This window comes from Bradyrhizobium sp., assembly GCF_049581145.1.
Lineage (GTDB): Bacteria > Pseudomonadota > Alphaproteobacteria > Rhizobiales > Xanthobacteraceae > Bradyrhizobium.
This window is the reverse complement of the sequence record NZ_JBAURI010000967.1, coordinates 1-16,126: the sequence shown is the minus strand read 5'-3', so window position 1 is coordinate 16,126 and position 16,126 is coordinate 1. Positions and strand designations below refer to the sequence as shown.

Sequence of the window (16,126 nt, the reverse complement as noted above, 5' to 3'; positions counted from 1 at the left end):
CGCTTCGACAGCGCGCGCGTCGCAGCCGCGGTCGACGCGCTGGCCGAACAACATGCCGGCCGCGAGGACCTGTTCCGCGCCAGCGTGGTGCAGCTCCTGAAGGCCGAACTGGTCGCGGCGCGCGCCGATGCGCAGACCATCCTGCTGAAGGACCGCCACGGCCGGCGTTGCGCCGAACGGCTCTGCTTCGTGCAGGACGAAATCATCCGCATCCTGTTTTCGGCCGCGACACGGCATCTGTACTGCTCGCCGGTCCCCTCCGGCGCCGAGCGCATGGCCGTGGTCGCCACTGGCGGCTACGGCCGTGGGCTGATGGCGCCGGAGTCCGACATCGATCTGTTGTTCATCCTGCCCTACAAGCAGACCGCCTGGGGCGAGCAGGTCGCCGAAGCCATCCTGTATTGTCTGTGGGACATGGGGTTGAAGGTTGGCCATGCCACCCGCTCGGTCGATGAATCGATCCGGCAGGCGCTCGGCGACATGACGATCCGCACCGCGATCCTGGAAACGCGGTTTCTGACCGGTGACCGACCGCTCTACGACGAACTGCTCGAACGGTTCGATCGCGAGGTCGTCCAGGGTACCGCGGCCGAGTTCGTCACCGCCAAGCTGGCCGAACGAGAGGAGCGGCACCGCCGCGCCGGGCAATCGCGCTATCTGGTCGAGCCCAACGTCAAGGACGGCAAGGGCGGGCTGCGCGACCTGCACACGCTGTTCTGGATCGCGAAATATGTCTATCGCGTGCGCAAGACCGACGAATTGCTCGAGCGCGGCGTGTTCGACGCGCAGGAATATCGCATCTTCCGCCGCTGCGCCGATTTCCTCTGGTCGGTGCGCTGCAATCTGCATTTCGTCGCCGGCCGCGCCGAGGAGCGGCTGTCGTTCGACCTGCAGCGCGATATCGCGATCCGGCTCGGCTACACCTCGCATCCCGGCATGCAGGATGTCGAACGCTTCATGAAACACTACTTCCTGGTCGCCAAGGATGTCGGCGATCTCACCGCGATCCTGTGCGCCAAACTTGAAGATCAGCAGGCCAAGCCGGCGCCGGTCTTGAGCCGCGTGATGGCACGGTTGCGGCCGAACATGGTGCGGCGGCGGGTGCCCGACAGCGACGATTTCATCGTCGACAACAACCGCATCAACCTCGCGGCTCCCGACGTCTTCCAGCACGATCCGGTCAACATGATCCGGATCTTCCGCCTGGCGCAGAAGAACAACCTCGCCTTCCACCCCGACGCGATGCGCACGGTGACGCGTTCGCTGCGGCTCATCGACACCAATCTGCGCGACGATCCGGTAGCCAACCGGCTGTTCATGGAAATCCTGACGTCGAACGATGCCGAAGTGGTGCTGCGGCGGATGAACGAGACCGGCGTGCTCGGCCATTTCATCCGCCCCTTCGGCAAGATCGTGTCGATGATGCAATTCAACATGTATCATCACTACACGGTGGACGAGCATTTGCTCCGCTGTGTCGGCTTCCTGCAGGAGATCGAACGCGGCGGCAATGAGGAGTTCACGGTCGCAAGCGACCTGATGCGAAAGATCCGTCCAGAGCACCGGCCGGTGATCTACATTACGACGCTGCTGCACGACATCGCCAAGGGCCGTCCGGAAGATCACTCGATCGCCGGAGCCAAGGTGGCGCGGCGGCTGTGCCCGCGGCTGGGCTTTTCCGCCGCCGACACCGAGCTGGTGGCCTGGCTGATCGAACAGCATCTGACGATGTCGACGATCGCGCAATCCCGCGACCTGACCGATCGCAGGACGATCGAGACCTTCGCCAGTATCGTGCAGTCGGTCGAGCAGATGAAGCTGCTGACGATCCTGACCACCGCCGATATCCGCGGCGTCGGCCCCGGAGTATGGAACGGCTGGAAGGCGCAACTGTTGCGCACACTCTATTATGAGACCGAGCCGGTACTGACCGGCGGCTTCTCGGAAGTCAACCGCGCCCGTCGTCTGGCCGCGGCGCAAGGAGAATTCCGCGCCACCTTCACCGAATGGCCGGAAGCGGAGCTCGAGGCCTATATCGGGCGGCACTATCCGGCGTACTGGCTCAAGGTCGAGCTGCCGCGCAAGATCCGCCACGCCCGTTTCATGCGCGCAAGCGAGCAGGCCGGCCACAAGCTCGCGATCAATGTCGGCTTCGACGAGGCGCGCGGCGTGACCGAGCTGACGATCCTCGCCATCGACCATCCCTGGCTGTTGTCGATCATCGCCGGCGCCTGCGCCTCGGCCGGCGCCAACATCGTCGACGCGCAGATCTACACCACGACCGATGGCCGCGCGCTCGACACCATCGCGATCTCCCGCGAATATGACCGCGACGAGGACGAGGCACGCCGGGCGACCCGGATCGGCGAGATGATCGAGGACGTCCTGGAAGGCAAGCTGCGGATGCCGGAAGCGGTAGCGCGCCGCGCCGCCGTGCGCTCGAAAGTTCGCCCCTTCGTGGTCGAACCGGAGGTGACCATCAATAATCAATGGTCGGAGCTCTACACCGTGATCGAGGTCTCGGGACTGGACCGGCCCGGCCTGTTGTATCAATTGACCACCGCACTCTCGAAACTCAACCTCAACATCGCGTCCGCCCATGTCGCGACCTTCGGCGAGCGAGCGCGCGACGTGTTCTACGTCACCGACCTGTTGGGCGCGCAACTCCTGGCCCCGACCCGCCAGGCCGCGGTCAAGAGCGCGCTGCTTCACCTGCTCGCCGGCAACGAGACGATCGCGCAGCCGGCGGCTTAGGCAGCCGGCCGGAAGCCGCAGCCATTCTCTCAGCCCGTCACTCCCGGGCGCACCACCGGGTCGCGCGAATGCGTGCCGGGTGACAGGTCCTCGCGCGAACCCGGAAATCTCGAGATGGAGCGCCCGCTCACACTGCGGCGCCCTCATGCGCGAGCAGCCAGCGCTTGCGCGCGAGCCCGCCGCCATATTTGACCAGCGAGCCGTCGGCGCCGATCAGGCGATGACAGGGCAGCACCACGCTGATCGGGTTGGAGCCATTGGCGTGGCCGACCGCGCGGGCGGCGCTGGCACAATCGAGCCGCGCCGCGAAGGCGCCGTAGCTCACGGTGGCGCCAGGCGGAATCGTCGCCAGCGCGGTCCAGACCTTGCGCTGGAACGGCGTACCCGCGACGCGCCAGGAAATCGTGCCGAGAGAGGCAAGGTCGCCATCAAAATAGTCCGACAGTGCCGCCCTGATGGCGTGCGGCGCGCGAGCGTCGTTCAGCGCGACCGCACCGTAATGCAGCCGCAGCAACTCCTTCATGCGCGGCGCATGATCCTCCCAGTCCAACGCGCGCAGCAGGCCGTCGGCATCGGTGACGATCAGCGCCATGCCGATCGGGGTGGCCAAACGGTCGAGCGCGAACGTCTCAGGTGGCTTTGTCGCGGACCGAATGATCCTGGTCGTCATCGTCATGTGTCCGGTGGAAGCGGGGAACCTCCGTAGTTTGCACAAGAGGCTGCGCTGGCGTCCACCCGAAAGCCGGGACCGGCAGAGAGCATTCGTCCTGCCGGGTCTGGCCCGAGCCGTTCACCATTTCGTCCCGCCTCGCCTTGCATTGCGGGATGGCATCCGCCACACTCCCGCATAGCGATGGCGTCCGCCCGGTCCATTTTGCGGCCACCGGCGTCAAGACCATCGGCATAATCATCGACACGAGGGAACGCATCGACATGAGGAACGGTTTTTTTCATTTGGCCATCGGGTCCGCGCTCGCGATCGCCCTGTCGGCGACATCGGCCCACGCGCAGAAGAAATACGATACCGGCGCCACCGATACCGAGATCAAGATCGGCCAGACCGTGCCGTTCTCGGGGCCGGCATCGGCCTACGCCTCCATCGGCAAGACCCAGGCCGCTTACTTCAAGATGATCAATGATCAGGGCGGCATCAACGGCCGCAAGATCAACCTGATCCAGTATGACGACGCCTATAGCCCGCCGAAGGCGGTCGAGCAGGTGCGCAAACTGGTCGAGGACGACGAGGTGCTGCTCACCTTCCAGATCATCGGCACGCCGTCGAACGCGGCCGTGCAGAAATACCTCAATGCCAAGAAGGTGCCGCAACTATTCGCCGCGACCGGCGCCTCGAAATTCACCGACCCGAAGAATTTTCCGTGGACGATGGGATACAACCCGAACTACTTCGTCGAGGGCCGCATCTACGGCCAATATATATTGAAAGAGTATCCGAACGCCAAGGTCGGCGTGCTCTACCAGAATGACGATCTCGGCAAGGACTATCTGAATGGGCTGAAGGCCGGGCTCGGCGACAAGGCCGCGAGCATGATCGTGGCGGAGGCGTCCTACGAGGTCTCGGATCCGACCATCGACTCGCAGATCCTGAAATTGAAATCGGCCGGCGCCGACCTGTTGTTCAGCGCATCGACGCCGAAACAGGCCGCCCAGGCCATCAAGAAGAACTACGAGATCGGCTGGAAGCCGGTGCAGATCGTCGACATCAATGCGACTTCGGTCGGCGCGGTGATGCAGCCGGCGGGGCTCGAGGCCGCCAAAGGCGTGATCAGCGTCAATTACGGCAAGGACCCGCTCGATCCGACCTGGAAGGATGATGCCGGCATGAAGAAATATTTCGCCTTCATGGCGAAGTATTATCCGGAGGGCGACAAGAACTCGAACTTCAACACCTATGGCTACTCGACCGCCCAGCTTCTGGTCCACGTCCTCAAGCAGTGCGGAGACGACTTGACGCGCGAGAACGTGATGAAGCAGGCGACTTCACTGAAGAATGTCGAGGGCGATCTTGCGCTGCCCGGCATCCGCGCCAACACCTCGCCGACGGACTATCGCGTCAACAAGCAGCTGCAGATGATGAAGTTCAACGGCGAGCGCTGGGAGCTGTTCGGCCCGATCATCGAGGACACCGGCGCTGCGGGGTAGGACGATTCCGTCATTGCGAGCGAAGCGCGAAGCGAAGCAATCCACAATCGCACCGCGGCGACGATGGATTGCTTCGTCGCTTCGCTCCTGGCAATTTATGAGATGTAGCGATGCACGGCCGTGCAACGGCGCGCGCTGCGCTTGGTCCGCCCCACAATCACCGCTCCTGCGGTATCTCGCCAAAATTCTTGCCGATCGGCAGCACGGCGTGGCGGATCAGGCGGGAATCCTCGACGGCGGCCTGGCGGTGTTTCACCGCTTCCCGGTAGACGGGATCGCGGATCATCTCGGCGAAGGCTGCGACGCTCGGATATTCCGCGATGAAGCAATGGTCCCAGCGTTCGTCTCGCGGCCCGATCAGCATCAGCTCGAAACGGCCTTGCCACACGATCCGGCCACCGAGCCGCTCGAACACCGGCCCGCTTTCCCGTCCATAGGCCGCATAGGCTTCCGCGCCGGTGGCCCGCCTGCCATCAGGATACGCCGCCTGCGCGCGCAGCCGGACCAGATTGAGCATGTGGATCGGTCCCGGCCGGTCATTGGCCTTGAACTGCGCGAACACCTCTTTGGTCGGATCGATATGGCCCATGCGGGTTCCTCCCTTGCAGCGTGCCGATGCTAGCACGGCCTGCCCCACCCCCTAATGGCAAGTTAACCTTTGGGTAAGGGCGCCTTAAACTCCGCTCGCTAGGTTGACGCCGGCGGAGCGTGAGCGGCGTTGCGGATGGCGTGGGGACGGAAAAAGAGCGGCGGACGCAAGGAGCCGCGATTCGGCGTCAGCGCATCGCTCGACGCGCTGCGCCTGTCGCCGCAAGACAGGATTCCTTCAGCCGAGGAGCCGAAGACGAAGAAATCAGCCGCCAAGCGCAAGCCTGCGCCCGTCAAGCAAGAGCAAGACGACGAGCCACCGTCCGAGCCGAAGCCGCGCGAGCGCCCTGCCCGCGCCAAGGCGCGCGCCGGCTTCAGCATCTCACGACTGTTCTATTGGGGCGCGGTGCTCGCGCTCTGGGGCGGCATCGCGGTGATCGGCCTCGTGGTCTGGGCCGGTGCGCATCTGCCCCCGATCCAGTCGCTCGAAATCCCCAAGCGGCCGCCGACCATCGAGATCACCGGCATCGACGGCAGCGTGCTGGCGGAGCGCGGCGAAATGGCCGGCGCCAATGTCGCGCTGAAAGACTTGCCGCCCTATCTGCCAAAGGCCTTCATCGCGATCGAGGATCGCCGGTTCTATTCGCATTACGGCGTCGATCCGTTCGGCATCGCGCGCGCCGCGCTCGCCAACCTGCTGCACCGCGGCGTGTCGCAGGGCGGCTCGACGCTGACTCAGCAACTGGCGAAGAACGTGTTCCTGACGCAGGAACGCACGCTGTTGCGCAAATTGCAGGAGGCCGAACTCGCGTTCTGGCTGGAACGAAAATATTCCAAATCCGAGATTCTCGAGCTCTACCTCAACCGCGTCTATTTCGGCTCCGGCGCCTATGGCGTGGAAGCTGCCGCGCAGCGCTATTTCGGCAAATCGGCAAGGCACGTCACGCTGGCGGAGGCCGCGATGCTCGCTGGCCTGGTCAAATCGCCCTCGAGCCTCGCGCCCAACCGCAATCCCGAAGGCGCCGAGAAGCGCGCCCAGATCGTGCTCGCGGCGATGGCGGACGCTCAGTTTATCACCGAGGCGCAGGCGCAGGCCTCGAGCGTGCATCCGGCGATCTCGGTAAAGCCGGCCGGCGCCGGCACCGTCAATTATGTCGCCGACTGGATTGGCGAGGTGCTCGACGATCTGATCGGACAGGTCGAACAGAGCATCGTGGTCGAGACCACCATTGATCCGAAGTTGCAGAGCGCCGCCGAAGCCGCCGTGATCGACGAGCTCGCGGCCAAGAGCGTGAAGTTCAATGTCAGCCAAGGCGCGCTCGTGGCGATGAGCCCGGACGGCGCGGTGCGCGCCATGGTCGGCGGCCGCAATTATGCCGAAAGCCAGTATAACCGCGCCGTCACCGCCAAGCGCCAGCCGGGCTCGGCGTTCAAGCCGTTCGTCTATCTGACCGCGATCGAAGCCGGGCTGACGCCGGACACCGTCCGGCAGGACGCCCCGCTCGACGTCAAGGGCTGGAGGCCCGAGAATTATGGCCACGAATATTTTGGGCCGGTCACGCTGACTCAAGCGCTGGCAATGTCGCTGAATACGGTCGCGGTGCGAATAGGACTAGAAGTGGGACCGAAGAACGTCGTGCGCACCGCGCATCGGCTCGGCATCTCCTCAAAGCTCGAGCCCAATGCGTCGATCGCGCTCGGCACCTCGGAAGTTTCGCTGACCGAGCTGGTCGGCGCTTATGCGCCGTTCGCCAATGGCGGCTTCGCCGCCTCGCCGCATGTGGTGACCAGGATCCGCACGCTCGAGGGCAAGGTGCTTTATGCGCGACAGCCTGATCAGGCTGCCCAGATCATCGAACCGCGCAGCGTCGCGATGATGGACCGGATGATGGAGGAGACGCTGATCTCGGGCACCGCGCGCAAGGCGGAAATCCCGGGCTGGACCGCCGCCGGCAAGACCGGCACCAGCCAGGATTTCCGCGACGCCTGGTTCATCGGCTACACCGCCAATCTCGTCACCGGCGTCTGGCTCGGCAATGACGACAACTCGCCGACCAAGAAGGCGACCGGTGGCGGCTTGCCGGTGGAAGTGTGGACCCGCTTTATGCGCGCAGCGCATCAGGGCGTGGCCGTCGCAAGCCTGCCGAACTCGCAAATGGTCGGGCCGACTCTCGCGCAGATGGCGGCCCAGATCACCGCGCCGACACCGTCCGGACCGCCGGCCAATGGCGGCAGGCCTGCGCCGACCCGGGCCGCGGTGCGCCCCGACGCCGGGTTGGACGGCTGGCTGATCAACCGGCTTTTCGGCCGTTAGACCGTTAATATTCTTTAAAATTCTCCGCCGAGACCGACATAGCCGGCGTGCTGGGTGCCGCCGCCATTGCCGTCAACCCGCGATGACGTCCAGCGGCACCGCGGCAGGCAGACGATGCGCGGCGCCGAAGCCGGTCTCGCCCTGGAACGTGGAGGCGCGGACCTGCCAGGTGGTCTTGCCGGGCGCGGACGGCATCGGCGGGTTCGCGGTTGCAACGGCGGCAGCGATGCCGCGCCGCGCCTCCGACAGGTTGTTGTTGATCTCGCCCTTCAGCCCGGTGATTTGCGACTGCAATCCGGCGCCAACGCTGTTGAGCTGGCCGAGATTGACCGCGTCGGTCGGCGAGATGCCGGAGGCCACATTGGTGATGCGCCGCTCGGAACCGGGCGCAGCGACCGACACCGTATTGGCCTGGCTCGCGACCGAGCCCTGGCCGATCGCGACGGAATCTGCACCACGGCGTTGGCGCCCAACACGGTGCCGTTGGTTGCCTGCACGTTGGCGCTCTGGCCGACTGCCGTCGAATTCACGGTGGTGGCGCTTGCCGAATTGCCGAGCGCGGTCGAGGACGAGACGTTGGCGACGCAGCCTCCGCAGCGCGCGTTGGAGAATCGCCGAACGCCGCGCCGCCGTTCGAGGCTGACGCCGTATTGCCCATCGCGATCGAGCCGGCGGCAATCGCGCCCGTGCCGATCGCGATCGAATTGACGCCGGTCGCCTGCGCGCCAAAACCCTGCGCGATCGTGCCGTCAGCATGTATGGCCGTTCTTGCGGCGCATGAATATCTCAGGAGACGCAAGGTCATTGCGCGATTGCAAATCGGCGGGGGAAGCGGGGCGGCACGCGCGGTGCGTGAGCATCAGGCCGACGCATTTTCATCGGCGGCGATGCGTTGATGTCGCGACGTCAGGACCTCAGCACGTCGTCGGCTTACGCAACAGCATTCGGTGCCCGAGAAAGCAGATGTGAACGGATGGGCGTCGGTCCCAGACCGGGCGGAGCAGAGTGCCGGATCATGCGGAGCCTGTCGTCGGGCGCGCATTCGCGCGACGCGTTGGCACGCGGGGAATGCCCCGCGTCGCGCAAGAAGCGAGGGCGCCTCAGTCCTCGATGCCGTAGCGGTGCAGATCGTTGCCGCAGGTGTCGAGCCACTTCTTGGCGCGCTCGACCGAGGGACAGATTTTTGCGCAGACCCGCCAGAACCGGGCCGAGTGGTTCATCTCGACCAGATGGGCCACTTCATGGGCGGCCAGATAGTCGAGCACGAAGGGAGGCGCCAGGATCAATCGCCAGGAGAAAGACAATGATCCCGCCGAGGTGCATGAGCCCCAACGGCTCGACTGGTCACGGATCGACAGCCGCCTGACCCTGACGGAGAGCATCTCGGCATAGGCCTGCGCGGATTTGTGCAGGTCGCGCCGTGCCTCGCGCTTGAGGAAATCGCGGATACGGCGGTCGGTATGGTCGGGGTCACCGGCGACGCAGAGGATCTTTTCACCGCTGTCGCGCGTTTCCGTCCAGACGGTGCCGCGCTCGCCGGCACGATGCACGATACGATGCGGAACGCCGCGCAGGGGAACCACGGTGCCGTGCTGGAACGGCGCAGCCTTCGGCAGGCGGCCGAGACGGGCAGCGATCCAACCGCCGTGAAGTTGCGCGAACTCGCGCGCCTCGGGAATCGTCCCGCGCGGCGGCATGGTCAGGATCGCTTCGCGGTCGGTGGGATGAATGCGCAGGGTGTAACGGCGCGCGCGCCGGTGCCGGCGCAGCCGGATCGCAAAGACTTGCGAGCCATGCTTCACCAAAAGAGTCGAAGGTTCGGCGGGGCGCCGATAGAGGAGCGCGCGGGTGGCCATTTCTGTCAATCCGGGGAGTAGGAGTTCGCCCGGATTCTGCCACATCCGCCGCCAGGTAAATCGTCCGGCAGAAAAACAAATCATTTGCCCAATATACAGGGGTTTTGGGCCCTTCAGACCCTACAGAATGGGGTCGCGCGGCAGAATTTTGGACCAAAAAGGACCCTCTGATCCGGACCAAGAAATGAATTAACACTCATGCTTTCACGGACCCAGAATCACGCTCTCCCCGGCCGGTTCCAGCCTCCGGTTCCCCGACCAAAATCGACGCCGCGGAGCGGCCTCGCGTCGAAACGCGCTGAAATCAGTCAGATCCCACGCTATTCGGCGGCGGTCGCCAACAACGACTTCGGATTCGCGGCGGAGATCATGAAATCGGAGATGCGCGGCACGATCTCGGACCTGAAACGCGAGCCGTTGAACACGCCGTAGTGCCCGACACCGGGTTGCATGTAGTGAACACGACGGTGGTTCGGAATCGAACTGCACAATGCGTGCGTCGCTTCGGTCTGACCGATGCCGGAAATGTCGTCGTTCTCGCCTTCGACCGTCATCAACGCCACGCGCGTGACCTTGGATGGCTCGACCAGCTGGCCGCGATGGGTCATCTCCCCCTTGGGCAGCGCGTGCTTGACGAACACGGTGTCCACCGTCTGCAGGTAATATTCCGCAGTGAGATCCATGACCGCGAGATATTCGTCATAGAAGTCCCGGTGCTTGTCCACCAGGTCACCGTCGCCCTTCACCAGATTGCGGAACAACTGCTTGTGGGCATCCATGTGCCGGTCGAGATTCATGCTGATGAAGCCGTTGAGCTGCAGGAACCCCGGATAGACGTCGCGCATGACGCCGGGATGGGGGAACGGCACCTTGGTGATGACGTGGCGGCGGAACCAGTCGATGCCGCGTTGTTCGGCGAGATTGTTGACCGCGGTCGGATTGCGGCGCGTGTCGATCGGACCGCCCATCAGGGTCATCGACAGGGGAACGAAGGGGTCGCGGCTCGCTTCCATGACCGACACCGCGGCCACCACCGGTACCGAGGGCTGGCACACCGCGATCACATGCATGTTGCCGCCGAGCGCCTGCAGCATCTCGATGATGTAATCGATATAGTCGTCGAGGTCGAAGCGGCCCTCGGTCAGAGGCACCATCCGCGCGTCCGCCCAGTCGGTGATGTAGACCTCATGGGTCGGCAGGAAGGCTTCGACGGTGCCGCGCAGCAGTGTCGCATAGTGGCCCGACATCGGCGCCACGATCAGCACCCGCGGCTGCGGGCTGCGCAGCGGCCGCGTCAATTTCCGATCGAAATACAGCAGCCGGCAGAATGGCTTCTCCCAGACATTGCGGATTTCGATCGGGGTCCGGATGCCGTTGACCTCGGTTTCGTCGAGGCCCCATTCCGGCTTGCCGTAACGGCGCGTGGTGCGCTCGAACAATTCGCAGGCGGCCGCGACCGACTTGCCGTATTCGGTGTGAGTCAGCGGGTTGAGCGGATTCTGAAACAGGATCTTTGTCGCATCGGTGACCGCCCGCGCCGGGTTGAGCGAGGCGTGAGCCATCTCGTACATCCAGTACATCGGCGTGGTCAGCGCCGGACTGCCTTCGGCCACCAGTGGCGGTGCGCCGCCAAACTCACCAATAGGCATCGTCGTTTCAATCCTCTTTGCGACGCAGCATAGTGCCGAATGCGCAATAAAGCGTCAATGCGCCAGATCAATATAGGTATTGCGTTTGGATGCTGAAGATGCCGTGAATCCGCGGGAAAGCCGTCTATTCACCGCCGCTGAGCAGCGAGCCATTGCGACGGGCGCTCCGCAACAGGGCAAGGAATGCCGCAAATGACGCCAGCAGCAGCACGGCATTGATGGCGAGCGCGGACACCATCAGGTCGGCCCGAAACACGCGATCGATCAATAACGCCCGCATGCCCTCGAACACATAGGTCGGCGGCAGCGTCCAGGCGACGTACTGCAGCCAATGCGGCAACACCCGCACCGGATAGTAGACACAGGCCAGCGGCATCAGCGCGAACATCAGCGTCCAGACGATGCTTTCCGCCCCGAGCCCGTTGCGCAGCACGAGCCCCGAGACGAAAATCCCGACCGACCAGGAGGTGAAGATCAGATTGCAGAAGAAGGCGATCAGCGGCAGCCCAAGACTGTAAAAATTGAACTGGAAGAACACCATCGCCAGCAGCGTCATCGGAATGACGCCAATCGCGAGCCGGATCAGGCTCATCGCCATCAGCGCAATCAGGAATTCGATCGGCTTGAGCGGGCTCATCATCAGATTGCCGAGGTTGCGGGCCCACATCTCCTCGAGAAACGAGATCGAAAAGCCGAGCTGACCACGGAACAGGATGTCCCACAGGATCACCGCGCCGATCAGGGTGCCGCCGGCGCGGGCGAAGAAGTTGGCATTCTGTGCGATATAGTTCTGCAGAAAGCCCCAGGTGATGATCTGCAGCACCGGCCAGTACACGATCTCCAACAGGCGCGGCCAGGACGACAGCAACAGATACCAGTAGCGCAGGATCATCGCGCCGATGCGTTGGGCCGAGATCCCCCGGTGCAGTGCCAGTTCGCTCATGACGCCGTCTCCCGAACCCGGCCGCGCGCAACGTCGAGAAACACCTCCTCCAGCGTCGTCCGGTTATAGCGGGCCATAATGCCGTCCGGCGTATCGTCGTCCTCGATCCGGCCGCGCTTCATGATGATGACGCGGTCGCATAACCGCTCGACCTCGAACATGTTGTGCGAGGCGAGCAGGATGGTGGCGCCGCGTGTCCTGCGATAGGTTTCGAGATGCTGGCGAACCCAGTCGGCGGTATCGGGGTCGAGCGAGGCCGTCGGTTCGTCCAGCAGCAACAGCTCCGGTCGATTGATCAGCGCCTTGGCCAGCGCCACCCGGGTCTTCTGGCCGGCGGACAGCTTGCCATTGGCGCGGTCGAGAAACTCGTTGAGATCGAGATCGTTCGCAAGCTCCGCTATGCGCGCGCGCAAGTCCGGCACCGCGTAGAGGCGACCGAAGATCGACAGATTCTGCCGCACCGTGAGCCGCATCGGCATGTCGACGTAAGGACTTTCAAAATTCATCCGGCCCAGCACTTCGCTGCTGTGGCGCGGCATCGGATGGCCGAGCACCGCCACCGAGCCCGAGGTCGGCAGTACCAGCCCCATGATCATGGCGATCGTCGTGGTCTTGCCTGCGCCGTTGCCGCCGAGCAGCCCGGTGATGCTGCCGCGCGCGATCCGAAACGAGATATCGTCGACCGCGCGGGTCTTTTTGTAGACTTTCGTCAGATGTTCGACAGCGATCGCTGCGGATCCTGCCGGGTCGGTCGCGGAGCTTGGAAGCGGGCCTGGGTCGTTTTTGGTCATGCGGGGCGTTCATTGGGCTATCGCGCGCCGTCGCGCAACCTCGGCCGCGCCGCCAACGGTGTAAATTTGTCGTCGGCGCGCGGCAAGACTAGGCTGAAAAAGGCTAAGCTGAACCATGACCGAAATCGCGACCTCCGACTTTCGCCATCCGCGGCGCCATGTCCGTCTGGACACCATCCTGCGGCTGCGCTGGCTTGCGGTGCTGGGCCAGCTTGCGGCGATTTTCATGGTGGCGCAGGGACTGGAATTCGACCTGCCGATCGTGCCTTGCCTGGCCATCGTCAGCCTGTCGGCCCTGCTCAATCTCGCACTGCAGGTGGCGGTTGATCCGATGCGGCGGCTGGAACCGGTCTATGCCGCGGCCCTGCTGGCGCTCAACATCGTCGAGCTCGCCGCGCTGTTGTACCTCACCGGCGGCTTGCAAAACCCGTTTTCATTTCTGTTTCTCGCCCCCGTGCTGATTTCGGCGACCGCACTGCCGGTGCGGTTGACGATCGCGCTCGGTCTCCTTGCGGTCGCCTGCGCCACCCTGCTGTTCTTCTTCTATTTCCCGCTGCCATGGGACAGCGAGGAGCCGCTGATCTTGCCGCCGATCTATCTGTTCGGGGTGTGGCTCTCGATCCTGGTCGCGATCGGCGTCACCTCGCTCTATTCGTTCCAGGTCACCGAGGAGGCTCGCAAGCTGTCGGACGCGCTGGCCGCCACCGAACTCGTGCTGGCCCGCGAGCAGCATCTGACCCAGCTTGATGGCCTCGCCGCAGCCGCCGCACACGAACTCGGCACGCCGCTATCCACGATCGTACTGGTGTCGCGCGAACTGCAGCGGACGCTGCAGGACAACAAGGAGGTCAGTGCCGACATCAGGACCCTGCGCGAGCAGGCGCAGCGCTGCCGCGATATTCTATCGAAGATCACCCAGCTTTCGGCCATCGGCGCGCCATTCGACCGCATGAAGCTGTCGACGCTGATCGAGGAGCTGGTGGCGCCGCATCGCGACTTCGACGTCGCCATCAAGGTGCGGATCGCGGTATCCGGCAGCAACGAGCCGGTCGGCACGCGCAACCCGGCGATCCTCTACGGCATCGGCAACATCCTTGAAAACGCGGTCGATTTCGCCCGCGCCGCGGTGGAGGTGAATGCCTGGTGGAACGACGAGAGCGTAGAGATCGTCATCTCCGACGACGGACCGGGTTTTGCGCCCGACATCCTGAAGCGGATCGGCGAACCCTATCTATCGCGCCGACGCGGCGCCGACGAAACCCAGAGCGAGCACACGGGTCTCGGGCTCGGCGTGTTCATCGCCCGCACGCTTTTGGAACGCACCGGCGCCAAAATCTCCTTTACCAACCGGGTATTCCCGGATCATGGCGCAGTGGTGCAGATCGCCTGGCCGCGGCGGCGCTTCGAGGCGCCCGAAGCCGATGAACAGCCTACAGTCCAGGGCCGTCACGGTTAATCGAATCGACTTTTGGCGGACTTGGCAGCACCGGATTGGCTCGCCATATGTATGAGACATCGACACAGGGATATCGAGCCTTGGCCGTCACCGCTGAAGTTGCCGATCACACCGACCGCTCGCTGCTGATCGTGGAGGACGACAAGCCGTTCCTCGAGCGCTTGGCGCGCGCCATGGAAACGCGCGGCTTCACCGTGAGCTCCTGCGACAGCGTCGCCGACGGCTTGGCGCAGATCGGCAAGGCGGCGCCGGCCTTCGCCGTGGTCGACCTGCGGCTCGGCGACGGGAACGGGCTTGACGTGGTCTCGGCGCTGAAGCGCAAGCGCCCCGACGCCCGCGCCATCGTGCTGACCGGCTACGGCAATATCGCAACCGCGGTGACCGCGGTGAAGATGGGCGCCGTCGACTATCTCGCCAAGCCCGCTGATGCGGACGATGTCGTCGCGGCCCTGCTTGCGACCGGCACGGAAAAGTCCGAGCTGCCGCAAAATCCGATGTCGGCCGACCGCGTGCGCTGGGAGCACATCCAGCGCATCTACGAGATGTGCAACCGCAACGTCTCCGAAACCGCGCGGCGGCTCAACATGCACCGCCGCACCCTGCAGCGGATCCTCGCCAAGCGCGCGCCGCGCTAGCGAGGCCATCGGACCCGACGCCACGACCGGATCGACGCCGGTATATTGCCAAGCCGGTGTCGACGCGGGAGAGGTGAAACGAGGGCCCGCCGGCAGACCGATCGGCCAGGACGTTCTAGAACTCACCGTGGCCTTGCGGATCGCTCAATCGATTGATGCGCTGCGCCGCGGCGATGGCGAAGCGCACCGTCATCAGCTTGCGCGTCGGCGCCGGCAGCCGATGCTCCGGCGCCTCGCACAGCAGATGCGCGCCATAGGCATCGGCGACGATCAGGCCGGTCTCCTTCGGAAAGATCTCGCACGGCAGATCCTGCGTGAAGGCAAAGAACAGCCGGTCGCAATGGGCGCGATAATCCTGCCATTTCTGATCGGCGCGCAAATCCTCCAGCGAGGACTTGATCTCGACGATCCAGATCTCGTTGCGCTCGTTCAACGCCACCAGGTCGGCGCGCCGGCCCGAGGGCAACGGCAATTCGCTGATGCAGGCAAAGCCGAGCGCGCGCAACAGCCGCGCGCTGCCGCGTGCGACCGCGAGCGCGGTCTCGGACTGGCGGCGGTCCAGCGGCGGCACGAGGCTGATCTGGCGGGCGGGCTGCTCCATCGGACGACGATCTTAGCCGATTCCTGGAAACTCCCAAGCGCCGTGAGAGCCCGCAAAGCCCGGGAACCGGCTAACCGCTCGCCGCTTATCACTCCGCCTCCGAACAATCCGGGCGGAGCGGGACAGAGCCGGCTTCATGATCGACGACCTCTGGTACAAGAATGGCGCCTTTTACTGCCTTTCCGTGGGCACCTATATGGACGCCAACGGCGATGGCGTCGGCGACTTCAAAGGCCTGCTGCGCCGGCTCGACTATCTGCACGGGCTTGGCATCACCGCGATCTGGCTGATGCCGTTTCAGCCCTCGCCCGGCAAGGACGACGGCTACGACATCTCCGACCATTTTGGCGTCGATCCACGATACGGTACGCTCGGTGAC

The 16,126-nt window shown here is 64.4% G+C and carries 15 protein-coding genes; 6 read left to right on the top strand and 9 right to left on the bottom strand.

Annotated elements, in window-relative coordinates; genetic code table 11:
- The coding region (locus tag WCB02_RS31585; protein WP_423964344.1) for a [protein-PII] uridylyltransferase at nucleotides 1–2,754 on the top strand (2,754 nt) is incomplete at its 5' end.
- A gap of 127 nt (nucleotides 2,755–2,881) precedes the next feature.
- On the opposite strand, the gene WCB02_RS31580 is transcribed toward WCB02_RS31585, so the two are convergent.
- A complete protein-coding gene (locus tag WCB02_RS31580) occupies nucleotides 2,882–3,424 on the bottom strand; it encodes a methylated-DNA--[protein]-cysteine S-methyltransferase (RefSeq protein WP_423964342.1) in 543 nt (180 codons plus the stop codon).
- Nucleotides 3,425–3,687: 263 nt separating this feature from the next.
- On the opposite strand from WCB02_RS31580, the gene WCB02_RS31575 reads away from it, so the two are divergent.
- Nucleotides 3,688–4,914: an ABC transporter substrate-binding protein gene (locus WCB02_RS31575; protein WP_423964346.1), complete on the top strand. Its 1,227-nt coding sequence runs from the start codon at nucleotides 3,688–3,690 to the stop codon at nucleotides 4,912–4,914.
- 157 nt (nucleotides 4,915–5,071) lie between these two features.
- On the opposite strand, the gene WCB02_RS31570 is transcribed toward WCB02_RS31575, so the two are convergent.
- The gene (locus WCB02_RS31570; RefSeq protein ID WP_423964340.1) at nucleotides 5,072–5,503 is read right to left on the bottom strand and encodes a DUF1330 domain-containing protein; all 432 of its coding nucleotides are present in this window, start codon (nucleotides 5,501–5,503) and stop codon (nucleotides 5,072–5,074) included.
- Between the two features lie 135 nt (nucleotides 5,504–5,638).
- On the opposite strand from WCB02_RS31570, the gene WCB02_RS31565 reads away from it, so the two are divergent.
- The gene (locus WCB02_RS31565; RefSeq protein ID WP_423964337.1) at nucleotides 5,639–7,816 is read left to right on the top strand and encodes a PBP1A family penicillin-binding protein; all 2,178 of its coding nucleotides are present in this window, start codon (nucleotides 5,639–5,641) and stop codon (nucleotides 7,814–7,816) included.
- 72 nt (nucleotides 7,817–7,888) lie between these two features.
- Here WCB02_RS31565 and WCB02_RS31560 read toward each other — a convergent pair whose 3' ends face one another.
- The 6 genes from WCB02_RS31560 to WCB02_RS31535 all read right to left on the bottom strand — a co-directional run bounded on the left by WCB02_RS31560 (nucleotide 7,889) and on the right by WCB02_RS31535 (nucleotide 13,055).
- Nucleotides 7,889–8,218, bottom strand: a complete 330-nt coding sequence (locus WCB02_RS31560) for a hypothetical protein (RefSeq protein WP_423964334.1) — start codon at nucleotides 8,216–8,218, stop codon at nucleotides 7,889–7,891.
- Between the two features lie 124 nt (nucleotides 8,219–8,342).
- Nucleotides 8,343–8,621 (bottom strand): hypothetical protein, encoded by a 279-nt coding sequence (locus WCB02_RS31555; protein ID WP_423964332.1) that lies wholly within the window; start codon nucleotides 8,619–8,621, stop codon nucleotides 8,343–8,345.
- Between the two features lie 295 nt (nucleotides 8,622–8,916).
- Nucleotides 8,917–9,756: a M48 family metallopeptidase gene (locus WCB02_RS31550; RefSeq protein WP_423964330.1), complete on the bottom strand. Its 840-nt coding sequence runs from the start codon at nucleotides 9,754–9,756 to the stop codon at nucleotides 8,917–8,919.
- A 236-nt stretch (nucleotides 9,757–9,992) separates the two neighbouring features.
- Nucleotides 9,993–11,321, bottom strand: a complete 1,329-nt coding sequence (locus WCB02_RS31545; protein WP_423964328.1) for a polyhydroxyalkanoate depolymerase — start codon at nucleotides 11,319–11,321, stop codon at nucleotides 9,993–9,995.
- Between the two features lie 124 nt (nucleotides 11,322–11,445).
- Nucleotides 11,446–12,264 carry an ABC transporter permease gene (locus WCB02_RS31540; RefSeq protein ID WP_423964326.1) on the bottom strand — a complete coding sequence of 273 codons (819 nt, stop codon included), beginning with the start codon at nucleotides 12,262–12,264 and terminating at the stop codon, nucleotides 11,446–11,448.
- Entirely contained in the window at nucleotides 12,261–13,055 is a 795-nt protein-coding gene (locus WCB02_RS31535; protein WP_423964323.1) for an ABC transporter ATP-binding protein, read from the bottom strand. Before WCB02_RS31535 ends, WCB02_RS31540 begins: the two co-directional genes overlap by 4 nt.
- A gap of 115 nt (nucleotides 13,056–13,170) precedes the next feature.
- Here WCB02_RS31535 and WCB02_RS31530 point away from each other — a divergent pair, with 115 nt between their 5' ends.
- Both WCB02_RS31530 and WCB02_RS31525 read left to right on the top strand, forming a co-directional pair.
- Nucleotides 13,171–14,511, top strand: a complete 1,341-nt coding sequence (locus WCB02_RS31530; RefSeq protein ID WP_423964320.1) for an ActS/PrrB/RegB family redox-sensitive histidine kinase — start codon at nucleotides 13,171–13,173, stop codon at nucleotides 14,509–14,511.
- 80 nt (nucleotides 14,512–14,591) lie between these two features.
- Nucleotides 14,592–15,146, top strand: coding sequence for an ActR/PrrA/RegA family redox response regulator transcription factor (locus WCB02_RS31525; protein ID WP_423964316.1), 555 nt, complete (start codon nucleotides 14,592–14,594; stop codon nucleotides 15,144–15,146).
- A 115-nt stretch (nucleotides 15,147–15,261) separates the two neighbouring features.
- Here the strand turns inward: WCB02_RS31525 and WCB02_RS31520 are convergent, their stop codons facing one another.
- A complete protein-coding gene (locus WCB02_RS31520) occupies nucleotides 15,262–15,747 on the bottom strand; it encodes an MmcB family DNA repair protein (protein ID WP_423964314.1) in 486 nt (161 codons plus the stop codon).
- 136 nt (nucleotides 15,748–15,883) lie between these two features.
- On the opposite strand from WCB02_RS31520, the gene WCB02_RS31515 reads away from it, so the two are divergent.
- Nucleotides 15,884–16,126, top strand: a 243-nt coding sequence (locus WCB02_RS31515; protein WP_423964312.1) for an alpha-amylase family glycosyl hydrolase, incomplete at its 3' end; no start/stop codon positions are given.

What these genes read in the sequence shown, in the direction of transcription:
- WCB02_RS31530 (WP_423964320.1), top strand. Translation starts at nt 13,171, where the DNA reads ATGACCGAAATCGCGACCTCCGACTTTCGCCATCCGCGGCGCCATGTC.
- WCB02_RS31550 (WP_423964330.1), bottom strand. Translation starts at nt 9,756, where the DNA reads ATGATTTGTTTTTCTGCCGGACGATTTACCTGGCGGCGGATGTGGCAG.
- WCB02_RS31565 (WP_423964337.1), top strand. Translation starts at nt 5,639, where the DNA reads ATGGCGTGGGGACGGAAAAAGAGCGGCGGACGCAAGGAGCCGCGATTC.
- WCB02_RS31580 (WP_423964342.1), bottom strand. Translation starts at nt 3,424, where the DNA reads ATGACGACCAGGATCATTCGGTCCGCGACAAAGCCACCTGAGACGTTC.
- WCB02_RS31545 (WP_423964328.1), bottom strand. Translation starts at nt 11,321, where the DNA reads ATGCCTATTGGTGAGTTTGGCGGCGCACCGCCACTGGTGGCCGAAGGC.
- WCB02_RS31555 (WP_423964332.1), bottom strand. Translation starts at nt 8,621, where the DNA reads ATGACCTTGCGTCTCCTGAGATATTCATGCGCCGCAAGAACGGCCATA.
- WCB02_RS31570 (WP_423964340.1), bottom strand. Translation starts at nt 5,503, where the DNA reads ATGGGCCATATCGATCCGACCAAAGAGGTGTTCGCGCAGTTCAAGGCC.
- WCB02_RS31540 (WP_423964326.1), bottom strand. Translation starts at nt 12,264, where the DNA reads ATGAGCGAACTGGCACTGCACCGGGGGATCTCGGCCCAACGCATCGGC.
- WCB02_RS31575 (WP_423964346.1), top strand. Translation starts at nt 3,688, where the DNA reads ATGAGGAACGGTTTTTTTCATTTGGCCATCGGGTCCGCGCTCGCGATC.
- WCB02_RS31520 (WP_423964314.1), bottom strand. Translation starts at nt 15,747, where the DNA reads ATGGAGCAGCCCGCCCGCCAGATCAGCCTCGTGCCGCCGCTGGACCGC.
- WCB02_RS31535 (WP_423964323.1), bottom strand. Translation starts at nt 13,055, where the DNA reads ATGACCAAAAACGACCCAGGCCCGCTTCCAAGCTCCGCGACCGACCCG.